Below are 16576 nucleotides of genomic sequence, written 5' to 3'. Positions count from 1 at the left end.
GTGGCCGTCCGCCGGACGTCCCCGGCCGAACGGATCGCCGTCGGCGGCGATCTGGGGGGCCCGGCGGTCCGGTAACCTCGCTCGGGTGACGGACGCGAAGATGCCCCTGCGGGCAAAGGTGGCCAGCTCCGTGTCGCGGACCGCCGCGGCGCTGTCGCGGGCCGCGGGCCGTGGCGACGGCTCGGTCATCGGCGGGTGGATCGGCCTCAAGATCGACCCGGACCTGCTCGCCCACCTCTCGGCCGGGCGGGCCATCGCCCTGGTGTCCGGCACCAACGGCAAGACGACCACCACCCGGCTCACCACCGCCGCCGTCGGCGTGCTCGGCCGGGTCGCCACCAACTCCTTCGGCGCCAACATGCCCACCGGGCACACCTCGGCGCTGGCCAAGGCCGGCAGCACCCCCTACGCCGTGCTGGAGGTGGACGAGCACTACCTCGCCCAGGTGCTGGAGGCCACCGAGCCGCACGTCGTGGCGCTGCTCAACCTCTCCCGCGACCAGCTCGACCGGGCCAAGGAGGTCGCCATGATGGCGCAGCTCTGGCGCGCCGCGCTGGTCCGGCACACCGACGTGCGGGTGGTCGCCAACGCCGACGACCCGATGGTCGTGTGGGCCGCCACCCCGCCGGCCGACCCGGCACAGGGCCACGTCCCGCCGCACGTCACCTGGTTCAGCGCCGGCCAGCGCTGGCACGACGACTCCTGGGTGTGCCCCGAGTGCGGCTCCACCATCCAGCGCTCCGGCGAGCAGTGGTGGTGCACCGGCTGCCCGCTGCGCCGCCCCCAGCCGCAGTGGACCGTCGAGGACGACGGCGTGCTCGACCCCACCGGCGCCTGGCACAAGGTGCAGCTCCAGCTACCCGGCAAGGTCAACCTCGGCAACGCGGCCACCGCCCTGGCGGTCGCCGCCGAGTTCGGCGTACGCCCCGTGGACGCGGTCTCCCGGCTCGGGGTGGTCACCTCGGTGGCCGGCCGCTACGCCCAGGTCGACCGGGACGGGCGCAACATCCGGCTGCTGCTGGCCAAGAACCCGGCCAGCTGGCTGGAGGCGTTCGACATGGCCGACGTCGCGCCGACACTGCTCTCCATCAACGCCCGCGACCCCGACGGGATGGACACCTCCTGGCTCTTCGACGTCGACTTCTCCCCGCTGGGCGGCCGGCAGGTGCTGATCACCGGCGACCGGGCGTACGACCTGGCGGTCCGGCTCGACGTCAACGGCGTGCCGTTCCAGCACGTCCGGACCTTCGACGACGCGGTCCGGGCGGTGCCGCCGGGCCGGCTGGAGGTCATCGCCAACTACACCGCCTTCCAGGACATCCGAGCGGAGCTGGACCGTGTCAACTGAGAGCCTGCGCATCGTCTGGATCTATCCCGACCTGCTGTCCACCTACGGCGACCGGGGCAACGCGCTGATCCTGGCCCGCCGGGCCCAGCTGCGCGGCATGCCGGTCGAGGTGCTGGAGGTCCGCTCCGACCAGCGGCTGCCCGCCACCGCCGACATCTACCTCATCGGCGGCGGCGAGGACGGCCCGCAGGCGCTGGGCGCGCAGCGGCTCATCGCCGACGGCGGCCTGCACCGGGCGGTGGCGCAGGGCTCGGTGGTGTTCGGCGTCTGCGCCGGCTACCAGCTGCTGGGCACCTCCTTCTTCGCCAAGGGCACCCGCTGCACCGGGCTGGAGCTGCTGGACCTCTCCTCCGACCGGGGTCCCACCCGGGCGGTCGGCGAGCTGGCCGGCGAGGTCGACCCGCGCCTCGGCATCCCCTACCTGACCGGGTTCGAGAACCACGGCGGGCGGACCCACCTCGGCCCCGGCGTGTCGCCGCTGGCCCGGGTGACCGCCGGGGTCGGCAACGACGGCACCACCGAGGGCGCCTGGCGCGGCAAGCTGCTCGGCACCTATTCGCACGGCCCGGCGCTGGCCCGCAACCCCCACCTGGCCGACCTGCTGCTGCGCTGGGCCACCGGCGTCCACCAGCTCCCCCCGCTCGACGACACCTGGGCCGACCGGCTCCGGTCCGAGCGCCGCGCCGCGGTGGCCGCCGCCGCGAGGGCATGATCGGCGCCGCCCGACCGTGGCGGCGACGAACCAGCCGGTTCGTCCGGTTGCTCCGGCAGCCGTCGGCGCGCCGGTTCGCGGTGCTGCTCCTGCTGCTGGCCGGGTGCGGTGTCACGCTGCTGCTGGTCCCCCGCCCGGACCCGGGCGACCTGCCCCGGCTGGCCCACTCGCTCGGCGGGTACGCGCCGGTCGCCGCCGTGGTGGGCGGCGCGCTGCTGCTCGTGGCGCTGGTCCCGCGTACCTTCGTCACGCTGGCCGCCGGGGCGATCTTCGGCCCGGTGCAGGGTGCCGCCTACGCCCTCGGCGCGGCACTGCTCGCGGCGGCCGTCGGCTTCGCGGTCGGCCGCCTGCTGGGCCGGCAGTTCGTCGCCGAGCGGGTCCGTGGCCGGCTGGCCCGGCTGGACGGCTGGTTCGCCCGGCAGAGCGTGTTCGGCGTGATGACCGTCCGGCTGCTGCCGATCGCCGGGTTCGGGCTGGTCAGCTACGGCTACGGCACCACCGGGGCGCGGGTGCTGCCGTTCCTGGCCGGCAGCGTGATCGCCGCGGCCCCCACCGCGATCGGCTACGCGGCCATCGGCGCGGCGGTCAGCTCCCCCGGCTCGATCAACTGGTACGCCGCCGCCCCGGCCAGCCTCGGCCTGATCGCCAGCGTGCTCATCATCCACCGCTGGTGGCGCGCGGAGCGGCAGCGCCGTCTCGGCCCGAGCTGAGCTGACCGTGGGCGAGGAACGGCTGCCCGGGGGCTTCGTCACCGCCGTGGTCCGGATCGGCGACACGGTGCGCCGCACTCCCCCGGCCCGAGCCGACTTCGTGGCCGCCCTGCTGCGCCGCCTGTCCGCCACGGCGCCCGGGCTCGCGCCCGCGTACCTCGGGGTGGACGAACAGGGCCGGCAGGTGCTGACCCACCTCGACGGGCTGGTGCCCTGGCGGGACCGGGAGGACGCATCCTTCTTCTCCGACGCCGCGCTGACCCGGCTGGCCGAGCTGATCCGGGCGCTGCACGACGCCTGCGCCGGCAGCCCGCTGGCCGGCGACGCGGAGACGGTCTGCCACCGCGACCTGTCGCCGAAGAACACCGTCTACCGGGACGCGCCGGCCGGGCCGCTTCCGGTGGCGTTCCTGGACTGGGACCTGGCCGGGCCGGGCCGGCGGATCGAGGACGTGGCCTTCGCCGGCTGGCACTGGGCCGCGCTGGGCGGCGACGCCGACCCGGCCGAGCTGGCCCGGCGCTGCCGGCTGCTGTGCGACGCCTACGAGGCGGCGGCCCCCGGGGTGGCCCTGCCCCGGGGCGAGCTGGTCGCCGTCATGCTCGACCAGCTCGACGGCACGTGGCGGGGCATCGACGCCGGCGCCGACCGGGACGAGCCCGGCATGCGCCGGCTCCGGTCGGCGGGCGCGGTCGACGCGGTACGCGGCTGGCACGACTGGCTGCTCCGGCACCGCCCGACGGTCGAGACGGCGCTCCGGACCGGTTGACCGTGGAACATGCCGGAGGCGCGCCCCGAACCCGGGACGCGCCTCCGATGGATCGGCAGGGTCAGGCGACGACCGAGACCATCCGGCCCTTCACCACGATGACCTTGCGCGGCTCCTTGCCGGCCAGCGCGCCGGCCACGGCCTCCAGCGCGGCCGCGCGGACGTCGTCCTCGGCGGCGTCGGCGGCCACCTCGACCCGGCCCCGGACCTTGCCGTTGACCTGCACCGGGTAGGTCACCGTCTCGGCGACCAGCAGCGCCGGGTCGGCCGTCGGGAAGTCCGCGTACGCCAGCGAGGTGTCGTGGCCCAGCCGCCGCCACAGCTCCTCGGCGATGTGCGGGGCGAACGGGGCCACCATCAGCACCAGCGGCTCGGCCACCTCGCGCGGCGTCTCCGTCAGGCGGGTCAGCCCGTTGGTCAGCTCGATCAGCTTGGCGATGGCCGTGTTGAACCGGATCGCCTCCATGTCGCCGCGGACCCCGTCGATCACCTTGTGCAGCAGCCGCCGGGTGGCCTCGTCGGCCGGCGCATCGGTGACCCGCAGCGCGCCGGTCCGCTCGTCGACCACCGCGCGCCAGACCCGCTGCAGGAACCGGTAGGAACCGACCACCGCCCGGGTCTCCCACGGGCGGGACACCTCCAGCGGACCCATCGACATCTCGTACACCCGGAAGGTGTCCGCGCCGTACGCCGCGCACATGTCGTCCGGGGTGACGACGTTCTTCAGCGACTTGCCCATCTTGCCGTACTCGCGCTTGACCTCCGTCTCGCCGTGGAAGTAGCGGCCGTCGACCTCGACGACCTCCTCGGCCGGCACGTAGGCGCCGCGCGGGTCGGTGAACGCGTACGCCTGGATGTAGCCCTGGTTGAACAGCCGCCGGAACGGCTCGAAGGACGAGACGTGGCCCAGGTCGTACAGCACCTTGTGCCAGAAGCGGGCGTACAGCAGGTGCAGCACGGCGTGCTCGGCGCCGCCCACGTACAGGTCGGTGCCGCCGCAGTCGCCCGCGCCGCGCGGCCCCATCCAGTACGCCTCGTTCTCCGGCTCGGCGAAGCGCCGCGAGTCGGTCGGGTCCAGGTAGCGCAGCTCGTACCAGCAGGAGCCGGCCCACTGCGGCATCACGTTGGTCTCCCGGGTGTAGCGCTTCGGCCCGTCACCCAGGTCCAGCTCCACCTCCACCCAGTCGCGCCGCCGGGACAGCGGGGTCTCCGGGTTGCTGTCGGCGTCCTCCGGGTCGAACGTCTTCGGGGAGAAGTCGTCCACCTCGGGCAGCTCGACCGGCAGCATCGACTCGGGCAGCGCGATCGGCGCCCCGGTGGAGTCGTAAACGATCGGGAAGGGCTCGCCCCAGTAGCGCTGCCGGGAGAACAGCCAGTCCCGCAGCCGCCAGGTGACCGCGCCGGCGCCGTGCCCGGTGGCCTCCAGCCACTCGATGATCCGCGCCTTGGCGTCGGCCACCCCCAGGCCGTTCAGGTCCAGGCCGCGGTCGGCTGCGGCGCTGTTGATCGCCGGGCCGTCACCGGTCCACGCCTTGCCGGCGAAGCCCTCCGCCGGCTGCACGGTGCGCACGATCGGCAGGTCGAAGACCTCGGCGAACTCCCAGTCGCGCTCGTCCTGGGCCGGCACCGCCATGATCGCGCCGGTGCCGTAGCCGGCCAGCACGTAGTCGGCGATGAAGATCGGGATCTGCCCGCCGGTGACCGGGTTGGTCGCCCAGGCGCCGACGAAGACGCCGGTCTTCTCCTTGGTCTCCGCCTGCCGCTCCACGTCCGTCTTGGCCGCGGCGGCCTTCCGGTACGCCTCCACGGCGGTCCGCGGGCTGGCGTGCCCGCCGGTCCAGGCGTCCTTCGTCCCGGCCGGCCACGCGGCCGGCACCAGCACGTCGACCATCTCGTGCTCGGGGGCCAGCACCATGTAGGTGGCGCCGAAGACGGTGTCCGGCCGGGTCGTGAACACGCGAACCGGGCCGCGCTCGGTCGGGAAGTCGATGTGCGCGCCGGTGGACCGGCCGATCCAGTTGCGCTGCTGCAGCTTGATCGGCTCGGGCCAGTCCAGCGTGTCCAGGTCCTCCAGCAGCCGGTCCCCGTACGCGGTGATCCGCATCATCCACTGCTTCAGGTTCCGCTTGAAGACCGGGAAGTTGCCCCGCTCGGAGCGGCCGTCGGCGGTGACCTCCTCGTTGGCCAGCACCGTGCCCAGGCCCGGGCACCAGTTCACCGGCGCCTCCGAGACGTACGCCAGCCGGTGGTCGTCGACGATCTTCCGCCGCTCGCCCACGGTCAGCTCGGACCACGGCCGGCCGTCCGGGGTGGGACGGGTGCCCCCCTCGAACTCGGCGATCAGCTCGGCGATCGGGCGGGCCCGGCGCGCGTCGGCGTCGTACCAGGAGTTGAAGACCTGCAGGAAGATCCACTGGGTCCAGCGGTAGAAGTCGGTGTCGATGGTCGCCACGGACCGCCGCTCGTCGTGGCCCAGGCCCAGCCGGCGCAGCTGCGCCTTGTACCGCTCGATGTTGGCCACGGTCGTGGTGCGGGGGTGGGTGCCGGTCTGCACCGCGTACTGCTCGGCGGGCAGGCCGAACGCGTCGAAGCCCATCGCGTGCAGCACGTTGCGCCCGGCCATCCGCTGGTAGCGGGCGTAGCAGTCGGTGCCGATGTAGCCCAGCGGGTGGCCGACGTGCAGGCCGGCGCCGGAGGGGTAGGGGAACATGTCCAGCACGTACAGCTTCTCGGCGCCCGCCCGCGGGTGGTCCGGGTCGGCCAGCGGACCGGCCGGGTTCGGCGCGTGGAAGGTGCCCTCCCGCTGCCAGGCGTCCTGCCAGCGGTGCTCGATCTCCTCGGCCAGGGCGGCGGTGTACCGGAACGGGGGGATGTCGGTCGCCGGTGCGGCTGCCTCACTCATGGCGTGTCTCCTCGGCGCGGGTCATGTCGGATATGGGAGGTCTGCTGCGGGCACAAAAAAGCCCCTCGCGCAGGAGGGGCCGCCGTGCTGTCGCGCGCTCAGCGCATCAGCACGGCTCGGTAAGAAGCAGGAAGACTCCGGCCATGACCGGCAGTGTACCCCGCCGGCCGGCCGCGCCTCGCGCCCGTTGCCGGCAGGTGGGACGGCGCGGCGCGGCGGGGTCACGCCGGCGGGTACGGATCGGGCCGGGCGAACCGCTCGGTGTCGGCGACGAACCCCCAGCACTGCTTGGCGTTGAAGATCACCGCCTCCTTGCAGTATTCGGGGCTCGACGTCGCGGTGGCGTCGGTCAGCAGCACCGCCGCGTAGTCCCGGAAGTAGGCGTCCTCCATGGTGGTGCTCACGCACTGGTCGACGTTGACCCCGGCCAGGAAGAGCGTGCGCAGCCCCTGGGTGCGCAGCACCTGGTCGAGCTGGGTGCCGTGGAAGCCGTTCATGCGGAACTTCTCCACGTGGATGTCGTCCGGGTCGACCAGCGCCGCCAGTTCGTCGACCAGCGCGGCGCCCCAGGACCCCTCGGTCAGCACCCGCCCCCGGTCCAGGTCCTCGCCGATGCCCGCCTGGTCCAGCCGGTGCTTGAACGACCAGAGCGTCGGGGCGCCCAGGTTCCGCAGGTCGGGCCGGTTGTGCCAGTAGATCCAGATGACCGGCACGCCGTGCCGCCGGGCGGCCTCCACCGCCCGTACCGCCCCGGGGATCGCCGCCCGGCACGCGGTGTGGTCCAGCCCGGACCGGTCCGTCCAGCCGCCCGGCGCGCAGAAGTCGTTCTGCATGTCGATCACGGCCAGCGCGCAGGCGTCCAGGTCCTCGACGAAGGGCAGCAGCTCGGCGTCGAAACGGGCCAGCCGGCCGCCGGTGTGGTGGGGCGTGAGGTGCACGTGGTCGTCGTACAGGTGCCAGCGGGCCGCCCCGCCGCCCAGCCGGACCCCGCCGTCACCGGTGTCGCCGTAGATGTTCCGATCCCGCCGCACCGGCCCACCTCCCGCCGCCCTTGGCACAGGAACCGGGACCGGGCTACCCGCGTGCGAGCCGGCCACACGTCCCCCGGTCCGGCGAATATTCCGGGCGTAACCGGCCGACGGCCTGCGGGGGTCGGCGACAACGAGAAACATGGTTAGCCTGAGAGACCAGTGAGATTTTTGCGGCAGAAGAGGCTCGGCGTCGCGAACCCAACGGCGGGTCCAGGTGCTCTATACAGAGCTGCCGTCCGGCGACGAGGAGGAGGCCCGTGACACAACAGACCTGGGACGAGGTGGGCGGTCTGCTGCCGCACGACGAGTTCCGCGCCGCCAGCGAGGCCATCGTGGCCAACATCGAGCAGGTCATCGAGGGCAAGACGGCCACCGTCCGGCTCGCCCTGGCGGTGCTGCTGGCCGAGGGCCACCTCCTGATCGAGGACGTGCCCGGCGTCGGCAAGACCAAGCTGGCCAAGGCCCTGGCCCGCTCGATCGACTGCTCGGTGCGCCGGATCCAGTTCACCCCCGACCTGCTGCCCAGCGACGTCACCGGTGTCAGCGTCTACAACCAGGAGACGCACGACTTCGAGTTCCGTCCGGGGGCCGTCTTCGCCAACCTGGTGGTCGGCGACGAGATCAACCGGGCCTCCCCGAAGACCCAGTCGGCGCTGCTGGAGTGCATGGAGGAGCGGCAGGTCACCGTCGACGGCGTGACCTACCAGTTGCAGACGCCGTTCATGGTGATCGCGACGCAGAACCCGATCGAGATGGAGGGGACCTACCCGCTGCCGGAGGCGCAGCGCGACCGGTTCACCGCCCGGATCGCGATGGGCTACCCGGACGCGGGCGCCGAGCTGGCCATGCTGGACGGCCACGGCGCCACCGACCCGCTGCACGAGCTGCGACCGGTCTCCGACGCGGCCACCGTCCGCCGGCTGATCGGGCACGTCCGGCAGGTGCACGTCGCCGACGCCGTCAAGCAGTACGCCATCGACCTGGTCACCGCCACCCGCGAGGCCCCCGACCTGCGGCTCGGCGCGTCCCCGCGGGCCACCCTCCAGCTGCTGCGCACCGCCCGCGCGGTGGCCGCCCTGGAGGGCCGCGACTACGTCCTGCCGGACGACCTCCAGGCCCTCGCGGTGCCCGTGCTGGCGCACCGGATCATCCCGACCGCCGACGCGCAGCTGGCCCGGCGCACCACCGACGCGATCGTCGCCGAGCTGGTGCACCGCCTCCCGCTCCCGCACGACCGCAAGCGCTCCCCGTACGACACCCGGCCCGGCAACACCGGTCGCGGGCCGTACGAGCCGCGGAGGCCGTGACGTGCGCGACGGGCTGCGAGGGCTGACAACCCGCGGCCGATCCTTCCTGGCGGCCGCGGTGGCCGCCGCGATCTCCGCCGCCATCCTGGGCGAGAAGGACCTGCTCCGGGTGGCCGTCCTGCTCGCCATCCTGCCGCTGCTCGCGGCGGCCTACGTCGGGCGCAGCCGCTACAAGCTCGCCTGCAACCGGTCCCTGGAGCCGCACCGGGTGCCGGTCGGGGCGAACTCGCGGGTGGTGCTGCGGCTGCAGAACCTGTCCCGGCTGCCCACCGGCACCCTGCTGCTGGAGGACCGGCTGCCCTACGCGCTGGGCAGCCGCCCGCGGGTGGTGCTGGAGCGCCTCGGCGCCCACCAGGCCAGCTCGGTGGCGTACACGGTCCGGGCCGACGTGCGCGGCCGCTACGAGGTCGGGCCGCTGGTGATCCGGCTGACCGACCCGTTCGGGCTCTGCGAGCTGAGCCGGGCCTTCCCCAGCACCGACCACCTCACGGTGATCCCGCAGGTCACCCCGCTGCCACCGGTCCGCCTCCCCGGCGAGTACGCGGGCAGCGGCGACAGCCGGGCCCGCTCGGTGGCGGTGCACGGCGAGGACGACGCGGCCACCCGGGAGTACCGGATGGGTGACGACCTGCGCCGGGTGCACTGGAAGTCGACGGCCCGCACCGGCGAGCTGATGGTGCGCCGGGAGGAGCAGCCCTGGGAGAGCCGGGCCACCGTGGTGCTGGACACCCGCGCCGTCGGGCACCGGGGCGAGGGGCCCACCGCGAGCTTCGAGTGGGCGGTCTCGACGGCCGCCAGCATCGCCGTGCACCTGCGTCAGGCCGGCTACAAGCTGCGCCTGGTCACCGGCAACGGCGCGGACGTGGACGCCACCGAGGCGGGCGGCGAGGGCGTGCTCCTCGACCACCTCGCCGAGGTGCACCTGGACAAGCGCGGCGAGCTGACCACGCTGGTGCAGCAGGTCCGGCAGCGGTCCGACGGCGGGCTGATCATCGCGCTGCTCGGCACGCTGAGCACCGCCGAAGCCGAGCTGCTCGCCGGGCTGCGCGGCAACGGCGCCACCTGCGTGGCCTTCCTGCTCGACAGCAACACATGGCTGAACCTGCCGCCGAAGGCCCGGGCCGAGGCGGAGCACGCGCACGGCGCCGCCGCGCTCGCCCTGCTGCAGAGCGGCTGGCGGGTCATCGGGGTGGAGCACGGCAACCGGCTGCCGGTGCTCTGGCCACAGGCGGGCCGCGGGTCGCAGGGCTTCGCGCTGCGTGCGGCGCTGGCCGAGACGGTGGCCGGAGGCGTGCGATGACCGGAAGGGTGGACCCGTGACCGCGCACCGCAACCTCGGCTTCGTCGCCGCGGCGGCGACCCTGCTGGCGGCGGCCCCGCTGTCGGCGATCTTCGAGCGCTGGACCTGGCTCATCCAGGCGGCCATCGTGGTCGCCGTGGTGGCCGGCGCGGCCGCGCTGAGCCGGCTGGCCCGGGCGCCCCTGTGGGGCCAGGTGCTGGCCATGCTGGCCGGTCTCACCCTCGCCCTGACCTGGGTGTTCCCGGGCGGCACCGAGTTCTTCGCGTTCGTGCCCACCCCGGCCACCTTCGCCCACTTCGGCGACCTGCTGGCCGCCTCGCTGTCGGACATGCGCTCCTACGGCGTGCAGGTGCCGGACGTGGACTCGCTGCTCTTCCTCGCCGTGCTGGGCATCGGCGCGGTGGCCGTGGTGGTCGACGTGCTCACCGTGGGGTTGCGCCGGCCGGCGCTGGCCGGGCTGCCCATGCTGGCCATCTACTCGGTGCCCGTGGCGGTCTACGTGGACAGCGTCCCCGCCACCCCGTTCGTGGTGGGCGCCTGCGGCTACCTGTGGCTGCTGGTGACCGACAACGTCGACCGCGTACGCCGGTTCGGCCGCCGGTTCACCGGCGAGGGGCGCGACGTCGACGTCTGGGAGGCGTCGCCGCTGGCCGCGGCGGGCCGGCGGCTGGCCGTTGTCGGGGTGGTCCTGGCGGTGGCCCTGCCGCTGGCCGTGCCCGGGATGACCGGCGGGCTCATGAGCAACGTCGGCAACGGCACCGGCACCGGCAACGGGCGGCCGGGCCAGGGCGGCAGCCCCGGCCGGATCGACCTCTTCGCCGCGCTCAGCGGCCAGCTCAACCAGACCGAGGTGACCGAGCTGGTCAAGGTGACCACCAACGAGCCGGCGCCGTTCTACCTGCGCTTCGGGGTGGCCGACGAGCTGCGGCCGGACGGCTTCCGGGTGCGGGTGCCCACCGGGCGGCCGGCCAACCGGAACCTGCCCGACCCGACGGAGCGCGGCGGCCGGGGCGTGACGCAGCAGCGCTACCGGGCCAGCGTCGAGGTGACCAAGAACCTCACCATGCCGCTGCTGCCGGTCTACTCGGAGCCGGTGAAGACCGAGGACCTGAGCGGCAACTGGCTCTACGACACGAATCTCCAGATCGTCTTCTCCAACCGGGAGAGCTCCCGGGGCAAGCGCTACGCGTTCGACTACGTCCGCTCCACGTTCAGCCCGGCGGCGCTGCGCGCGGCGCCGTCCCTGCCGGCCGACGACGCGGTGCTGGCGCAGCAGACCGTCACGCCGTCCGTCCGCGGGGTCGAGCGGCTCGTCGACCAGCTGGTCAAGGGCCGCACGAACGACTACGACAAGGTCCGGGCGATCTACGACTACTTCTCGGTGGAGAACGGGTTCACCTATTCGCTGTCGACGCGGAACGGCACCAGCGGGGATGACATCACCGACTTCCTCGCCACCAAGGTGGGCTTCTGCCAGCAGTACGCCGCGGCGATGGCCTGGCTGGTCCGGTCGGCCGGCATCCCGGCGCGGGTGGCGTTCGGCTTCAGCAACGGCAGCAACGCCGGCGACGGCACGTACGTGCTGACCAACAAGAACCTGCACGCGTGGACCGAGGTCTACTTCGGCGGGATCGGCTGGGTGCCCTTCGACGCCACCCCGGCGGCGAGCGTCCAGGGGTCGGTCCGCTCGGCCTGGGCGCCGGACACCGACGCCCCCGAGGACGTCACGCCGGTCCCGGGAAGCACCGCCGCGCCCGGGGGTGTCGACCCGTCGGCCGGCGCGGACGACCCGGACCGCCTCGACAAGGACGCCGACCAGGGCCTGGCCGTCGGCGACAGCGGTCCGACCCGGCAGAGCCCGGTCTGGCCGTGGTGGGTGGCCGGCGTGCTCGCCCTGCTGGTGCTGCTCGCGGTGCCGGCCCTGCGCCGCTCCGCGCTGCGCCGGCGCCGGCGCGCCCGGGCGGCCGTGCCCGCGGCCACCACCCTGGCCTCCGTGCCCGGGCAGCGGGGCGAGGCGCGCGAGATCGTGGTCGGTGTGGACGCCGACCGGGCCCGCGCGGACGCGCACGCCGCCTGGGACGAGCTGCTCGACACGCTTGTCGACTTCCACGTCCGCGTGGACCTGACGGAGACCCCCCGGACGACGGCCGAGCGGCTGACCCGGGAGGCGCTGGTCGAGGACGCGGATGCGGTGACCGGTGTCCGGCTGCTGGGCCGGGCCGAGGAGCGGGCCCGCTACGCCCGCGACCCGCTGACCGGCGAGGAGTTGCAGCCGGCCCTGCGGTCGGTTCGCGGCGCCCTCGCGGCGCGGGCGGACCGGCGTACCCGGCTGCTGGCGGCCCTGTTGCCGCCGTCGGTGCTGCTGCGCTGGCGGACCGCCCTGACCGATCGCTCGACCCGGCTGGTCACCACGACCGGGCAGGTGCGGCAGCGGCTGCTGCGCTGGAACCCGCGTCGTCTCCTGGCGGGCCGACCGGCCCGCTGACCCGGTTCCGCCCGCCGGCGCTCCCCCGCCGACGGGCCGGACCGGGTCCCAAACCCCGTCCTGCGCGCGGGCGCGGGCGCGGGCGCCGAAGCTGGCGCGTCGATCAAGAAGTCTGCGTCAGGAAGCGGGCCCACGCCGACGCGAACTTCTTGATCGACGCGGCCTGGGGCGCGGGCGCGCACGGGCACGGGCGGGGAGGATCGGGGCGCGCGGAAGCGACAACGCTCGCCGGGCGAGGCCGGCGATCCGCCGTCGCGAGGACCCGCCCTCGTCAGGGGCGGGACGTGCTCAGCGGTGGCCCTCCGGCCGCTGCCGCCAGCGGTCCTCCATCCGGTCGAGGAAGGAGCCCCGGCGGCCGCTGCGGCCACGGGGACGACGACGGCTCGTCGTGCCGCCGACCACGTGCAGGTCGGGCGACTGGGATCGGCGGTGCGACTGCACCGCGTAGCCCAACGAGGCCAGCATGACGACGAAGCCCGCCACGGCCAGCGGGGGCGTCTTGATCACGGCACCGTAGATCAACAGGGCCAGACCAGCGATGACCACGCCGGCAGCGACGAGCACGCGACGCCGCGCGTGGAAACGCGGGTCGCTGGCGCGCACGGCCGAGGCGAATTTGGGGTCCTCGGCAAGCGACCGCTCGATCTGCTCGAACAGCCGCTGCTCGTGCTCCGAGAGCGGCACGGCACTCCTCCCCGGTCACATTGGTCGACCCGGGCGGGCCGACAGACCGTGGCAGCCAACCGGCTGCTTACCCGCAAGTCTACGAGGGGGCTCGCGCGTCGGAAAGCGGGACGACCTACGGCCGGGTCGGTTTTTCAACTCGCCGCGGATCACGCTTCCCGAGAAGACTGGCCGGACCTATGACGGACCGCCCGAATCGGGCGGCCGCCGCGTCGGCCGCCGCCTCCGCCTCCCGCCAGCCGCGCTCGGGCGCACCCAGGGTGAGCTGCTGCGGCGTCTCCTCCGCCGCGGCCAGCCCCTCCATCCGGACGCCGACCAGGCGGACCGGCTCACCGGGGGCGAGGGCAGTCCAGAGCGCCCAGGCCGTGTCGAACATCTCCCGGGCGGTGTCGGTGGGCACACCGAGCGTGCGGGAGCGGCTCACCGTGCGGAAGTCGGCCAACCGGACCTTCAGCGACACGGTGCGCCCCACCTGGCCCGCCGCGCGCAGCCGGGCGCCGGCCTTCTCGGCGAGGGCCAGCAGCGCGCGCCGGATCTCGGTCGGGTCGGTGACGTCGGTGTCGAAGGTGACCTCCGCGCCGATCGACTTCTCCACGTGCTCCGGGGAGACCCGGCGGGGGTCCCGCCCCCAGGCCAGCTCGTGCAGGTGGCCGGCGGACGCCTCGCCCACCGCCTGGCGGAGCAGGCCCGGCGGCGCCTCGGCCAGGTCGCGCACGGTGCGCAGGCCGAGCCGGTGCAGCGCCTCGGCCGAGCGCTCCCCCACCCCCCACAACGCGGCCACCGGCAGCGGGTGCAGGAACTCCAGCACCCGGGCGGCGGGCACCACGAGCAGGCCGTCCGGCTTGGCCCGGGTGGAGCCGAGCTTGGCCACGAACTTGCTCGGCGCCACCCCGACCGAGCAGGTCAGCTCCTGCTCCTCGGCCACCCGGCGGCGGATCAGCCGGGCGATCTCGGTGGGGGTGCCGAAGAGCCGCCGGGCGCCGGCCACGTCGAGGAACGCCTCGTCCAGCGAGAGCGGCTCGACCAGCGGGGTGACGTCGCGGAAGATCCGCATCACCGCCCGGGACGCCGCCGAGTATTGCGTGAAATCCGGTGGCAGGTAGACCGCCTGCGGGCAGAGCGCCCGGGCCCGGGCCGTGGGCATGGCGCTGCGGACGCCGAAACGGCGGGCCTCGTAGCTGGCCGAGCTGACCACCCCGCGCGGCCCGATCCCGCCCACCACGACCGGTTGGCCGCGCAACTCGGGGCGGCGGCGCACCTCGACCGAGGCGAAGAAGGCGTCCATGTCGACGTGCAGGATCGGGCAGCCGGTGTCGTCGGCGTCCGGCCCGAAGCGCGGATCACCGCCCCGGGGCAACGACTGGCTGCGGCCCATCCCCGCAGGTTAGCCGCCCGGTCCGACACTCCCGCCGGGGCGCGGCTCAGCCGCGGACCACCAGCAGCGGGATGGTCATCTCGGCCGCGGTGTCCGCGCCGTGGTAGGCGACCAGCCGAGACTCGATCGGCTTCTCCGAGCGGGTCGCGACCACCGCGTACGTGCCGCGGCAGACCACCACCACGTCGCCGATCCGGGCCAGGTGCGCCTCCGGCACCGGGCCGAACCAGCCGGTGGCCACCGCCTCCGCCCGGGTCAGCACCCGGGCGGCGCCGTCCAGCACCGCCGACCAGGCGGCCACCACGTCGGCCGTGGCGCCCGGCTCGACGTGCAGGTAGCGGACCCGGGGCTCGCCGGCCACCACCCGGACGCCGGCCCGCAGCCGGGGGTCGGTGTCCAGGTCGATCCGGTGCTCGTCGGGCACGTTGAGCTGCCCGTGGTCGGCGGTGACCAGCAGCGCGGCGTCCGGCGGCAGCCCGTCGACCAGCCGGGCGAGCAGCCGGTCCACCTCGGCGGCGGCCAGCCGCCAGGGCGCGGAGTCCACGCCACTGAGGTGCCCGTGCCGGTCCAGGTCCGGGTGGTAGCCGGAGACCAGGGTCGGCCCGGAACCGGCCGACAGGGCGGCGAGCATCCGCTCGGCGAGCGCGTCGGGGCCGGCCGCGCCCCGGTAGTCGCCGCCCCGGTTCGCGGCCAGGGTGAGGCCGCTGCCGGCGTACTCGGAGCGGCTGACCACGGTGACCGCCACCCCGGCGGCGCGCGCCCGCTCGTACCAGGTGGCGACGGGCTGCCAGCGCAGCGGCTCCGGGTCGCCGGCCCACTCGATGTGGCTGAGCACCCGGTCGGTGCCGGGCACCCGCACCTTGAAGCCGAGCACCCCGTGCGCGCCCGACGGGGTGCCGGTGCCGAGGCTGACCAGGCTCGTCGGGGTGGTGGAGGGGAAGCCGGCGGTGAGCGGGACGCCGACCGTGGCGGCCAACCCGGCGAGCGTCGGCGCGTACGGGGCGGCGGTGGGGATCTGGTACCAGCCGAGCCCGTCGACCAGCAGCACGGCGATCCGCCGCACCTCGGCCAGCCGGGGCGTCAGGCCGAGCAGGTCGGCGGCGCCGGGCACGCCGAGCAGCGCGAGCGCGCTGGGCAGCACGTCGGCCAGGCTGCCGCCGCCGTAGCGGGGCGCGACCCGGTCGAGCGGACCCACCGCCGGGCCGGTCATGCCGGGCGGCGGGCGAACAGGTGCAGCTGGGCGGCGAGGTCACGGTACGGCGGCCGGGCGGCCAGGGCCCGCTCCAGCTCGACCAGAGCGGCCGGCTGGCCGTCGGACACGGCGGCCGGAAGCAGGTCGGCGAGCACGCGTACCCCGTGGATCTCCTCCACGGTGAGACCGGCGGCGGCGAGCAGAGCGGTGGCGCCGTCGGCGTCGTAGCGGCGGCGCAGGGTGTCCCGGGGGCCGGCGGTGCCGGCCGGGTCGGCGGCGAGCGCGGCGGCCACGTCCAGGTGGCCGTTCATGGCCCGGGCCAGTACGGCGGCGGCCCGGCCGGCGACCAGCACGCTGGCCGCGCCACCGGGGCGCAGGGCGGCGGCCAGCGCGGCGACCACCGGGGCGGGATCGTCCACGACCTCCAGCACCGAGTGGCAGAGCACCAGGTCGGCGGTGGCCGGCTCGACCAGCCCGGCGAGCGCGTCGCCGTCGCCCTGCACGGCGCGTACCCGCTCGGCGACCCCGGCCTCGGCGGCCCGGCGGGTCAGCGCGGCGAGCGCGTCGGGGCTGGCGTCGACGACGGTGACCCGGTGGCCGGCCTCGGCGAGCGGGACGGCGAAGCCGCCGGTCCCGCCGCCGACGTCGAGCACGGTGAGCCGCTCGCCGGCTCGCCGGTCCAGCTCGGCCCGGAGCACCGCCCAGATCACGGCGGTGCGGGGGGTGAGGGTTCGGGTGCGGTCCACGCCGCCGAGCCTAGTCAC

13 protein-coding genes are annotated in these 16576 nt (G+C 74.8%); 7 read left to right on the top strand and 6 right to left on the bottom strand.

Annotation, left to right across the window (positions count from 1 at the left end; translation table 11 throughout):
- Positions 1-100 precede the first annotated feature (100 nt).
- From ABZ452_RS07400 to ABZ452_RS07385, 4 genes are read left to right on the top strand one after another with little or no spacing between them, the layout of a single operon-like run.
- Entirely contained in the window at positions 101-1348 is a 1248-nt protein-coding gene (locus ABZ452_RS07400) for a MurT ligase domain-containing protein (protein WP_357940077.1), read from the top strand.
- Positions 1338-2060, top strand: a complete 723-nt coding sequence (locus tag ABZ452_RS07395) for a glutamine amidotransferase (protein ID WP_357939887.1) — start codon at positions 1338-1340, stop codon at positions 2058-2060. The genes ABZ452_RS07400 and ABZ452_RS07395 overlap by 11 nt, the downstream gene beginning before the upstream one ends.
- Positions 2057-2770 carry a VTT domain-containing protein gene (locus ABZ452_RS07390; RefSeq protein ID WP_357939885.1) on the top strand — a complete coding sequence of 238 codons (714 nt, stop codon included), beginning with the start codon at positions 2057-2059 and terminating at the stop codon, positions 2768-2770. The genes ABZ452_RS07395 and ABZ452_RS07390 overlap by 4 nt, the downstream gene beginning before the upstream one ends.
- 7 nt (positions 2771-2777) lie before the next feature.
- Positions 2778-3536, top strand: coding sequence for a phosphotransferase (locus ABZ452_RS07385; protein WP_357939883.1), 759 nt, complete (start codon positions 2778-2780; stop codon positions 3534-3536).
- 61 nt (positions 3537-3597) lie between these two features.
- Here ABZ452_RS07385 and leuS read toward each other — a convergent pair whose 3' ends face one another.
- Together leuS and ABZ452_RS07375 are read right to left on the bottom strand one after the other, a co-directional pair.
- Entirely contained in the window at positions 3598-6438 is a 2841-nt protein-coding gene (leuS, locus tag ABZ452_RS07380; RefSeq protein ID WP_357939881.1) for a leucine--tRNA ligase, read from the bottom strand.
- 221 nt (positions 6439-6659) lie between these two features.
- The gene (locus ABZ452_RS07375) at positions 6660-7469 is read right to left on the bottom strand and encodes a cysteine hydrolase (RefSeq protein WP_357939879.1); all 810 of its coding nucleotides are present in this window, start codon (positions 7467-7469) and stop codon (positions 6660-6662) included.
- 257 nt (positions 7470-7726) lie between these two features.
- Here ABZ452_RS07375 and ABZ452_RS07370 point away from each other — a divergent pair, with 257 nt between their 5' ends.
- From ABZ452_RS07370 to ABZ452_RS07360, 3 genes are read left to right on the top strand one after another with little or no spacing between them, the layout of a single operon-like run.
- Positions 7727-8776 (top strand): MoxR family ATPase, encoded by a 1050-nt coding sequence (locus tag ABZ452_RS07370; RefSeq protein WP_357939877.1) that lies wholly within the window; start codon positions 7727-7729, stop codon positions 8774-8776.
- Between the two features lies 1 nt (position 8777).
- Positions 8778-10076, top strand: coding sequence for a DUF58 domain-containing protein (locus tag ABZ452_RS07365; RefSeq protein WP_357939875.1), 1299 nt, complete (start codon positions 8778-8780; stop codon positions 10074-10076).
- Positions 10077-10092: 16 nt separating this feature from the next.
- On the top strand, positions 10093-12561 hold the full coding sequence (locus ABZ452_RS07360) for a DUF3488 and transglutaminase-like domain-containing protein (protein WP_357939873.1): 2469 nt from the start codon (positions 10093-10095) through the stop codon (positions 12559-12561).
- A gap of 288 nt (positions 12562-12849) precedes the next feature.
- Here the strand turns inward: ABZ452_RS07360 and ABZ452_RS07355 are convergent, their stop codons facing one another.
- The 4 genes from ABZ452_RS07355 to ABZ452_RS07340 form a co-directional block, all read right to left on the bottom strand.
- Positions 12850-13245, bottom strand: a complete 396-nt coding sequence (locus ABZ452_RS07355) for a DUF3040 domain-containing protein (RefSeq protein WP_091268111.1) — start codon at positions 13243-13245, stop codon at positions 12850-12852.
- Between the two features lie 115 nt (positions 13246-13360).
- Positions 13361-14620, bottom strand: a complete 1260-nt coding sequence (locus tag ABZ452_RS07350; protein WP_357939871.1) for a DNA polymerase IV — start codon at positions 14618-14620, stop codon at positions 13361-13363.
- Positions 14621-14666: 46 nt separating this feature from the next.
- A complete protein-coding gene (locus ABZ452_RS07345; protein ID WP_357939869.1) occupies positions 14667-15830 on the bottom strand; it encodes a nucleotide pyrophosphatase/phosphodiesterase family protein in 1164 nt (387 codons plus the stop codon).
- Positions 15827-16576, bottom strand: a complete 750-nt coding sequence (locus tag ABZ452_RS07340) for a methyltransferase domain-containing protein (protein WP_357939867.1) — start codon at positions 16574-16576, stop codon at positions 15827-15829. The genes ABZ452_RS07345 and ABZ452_RS07340 overlap by 4 nt, the downstream gene beginning before the upstream one ends.

It is taken from the genome of Micromonospora sp. NPDC005707, assembly GCF_040631005.1.
Lineage (GTDB): Bacteria > Actinomycetota > Actinomycetes > Mycobacteriales > Micromonosporaceae > Micromonospora.
This window is presented reverse-complemented; position numbering and strand designations above follow the sequence as displayed.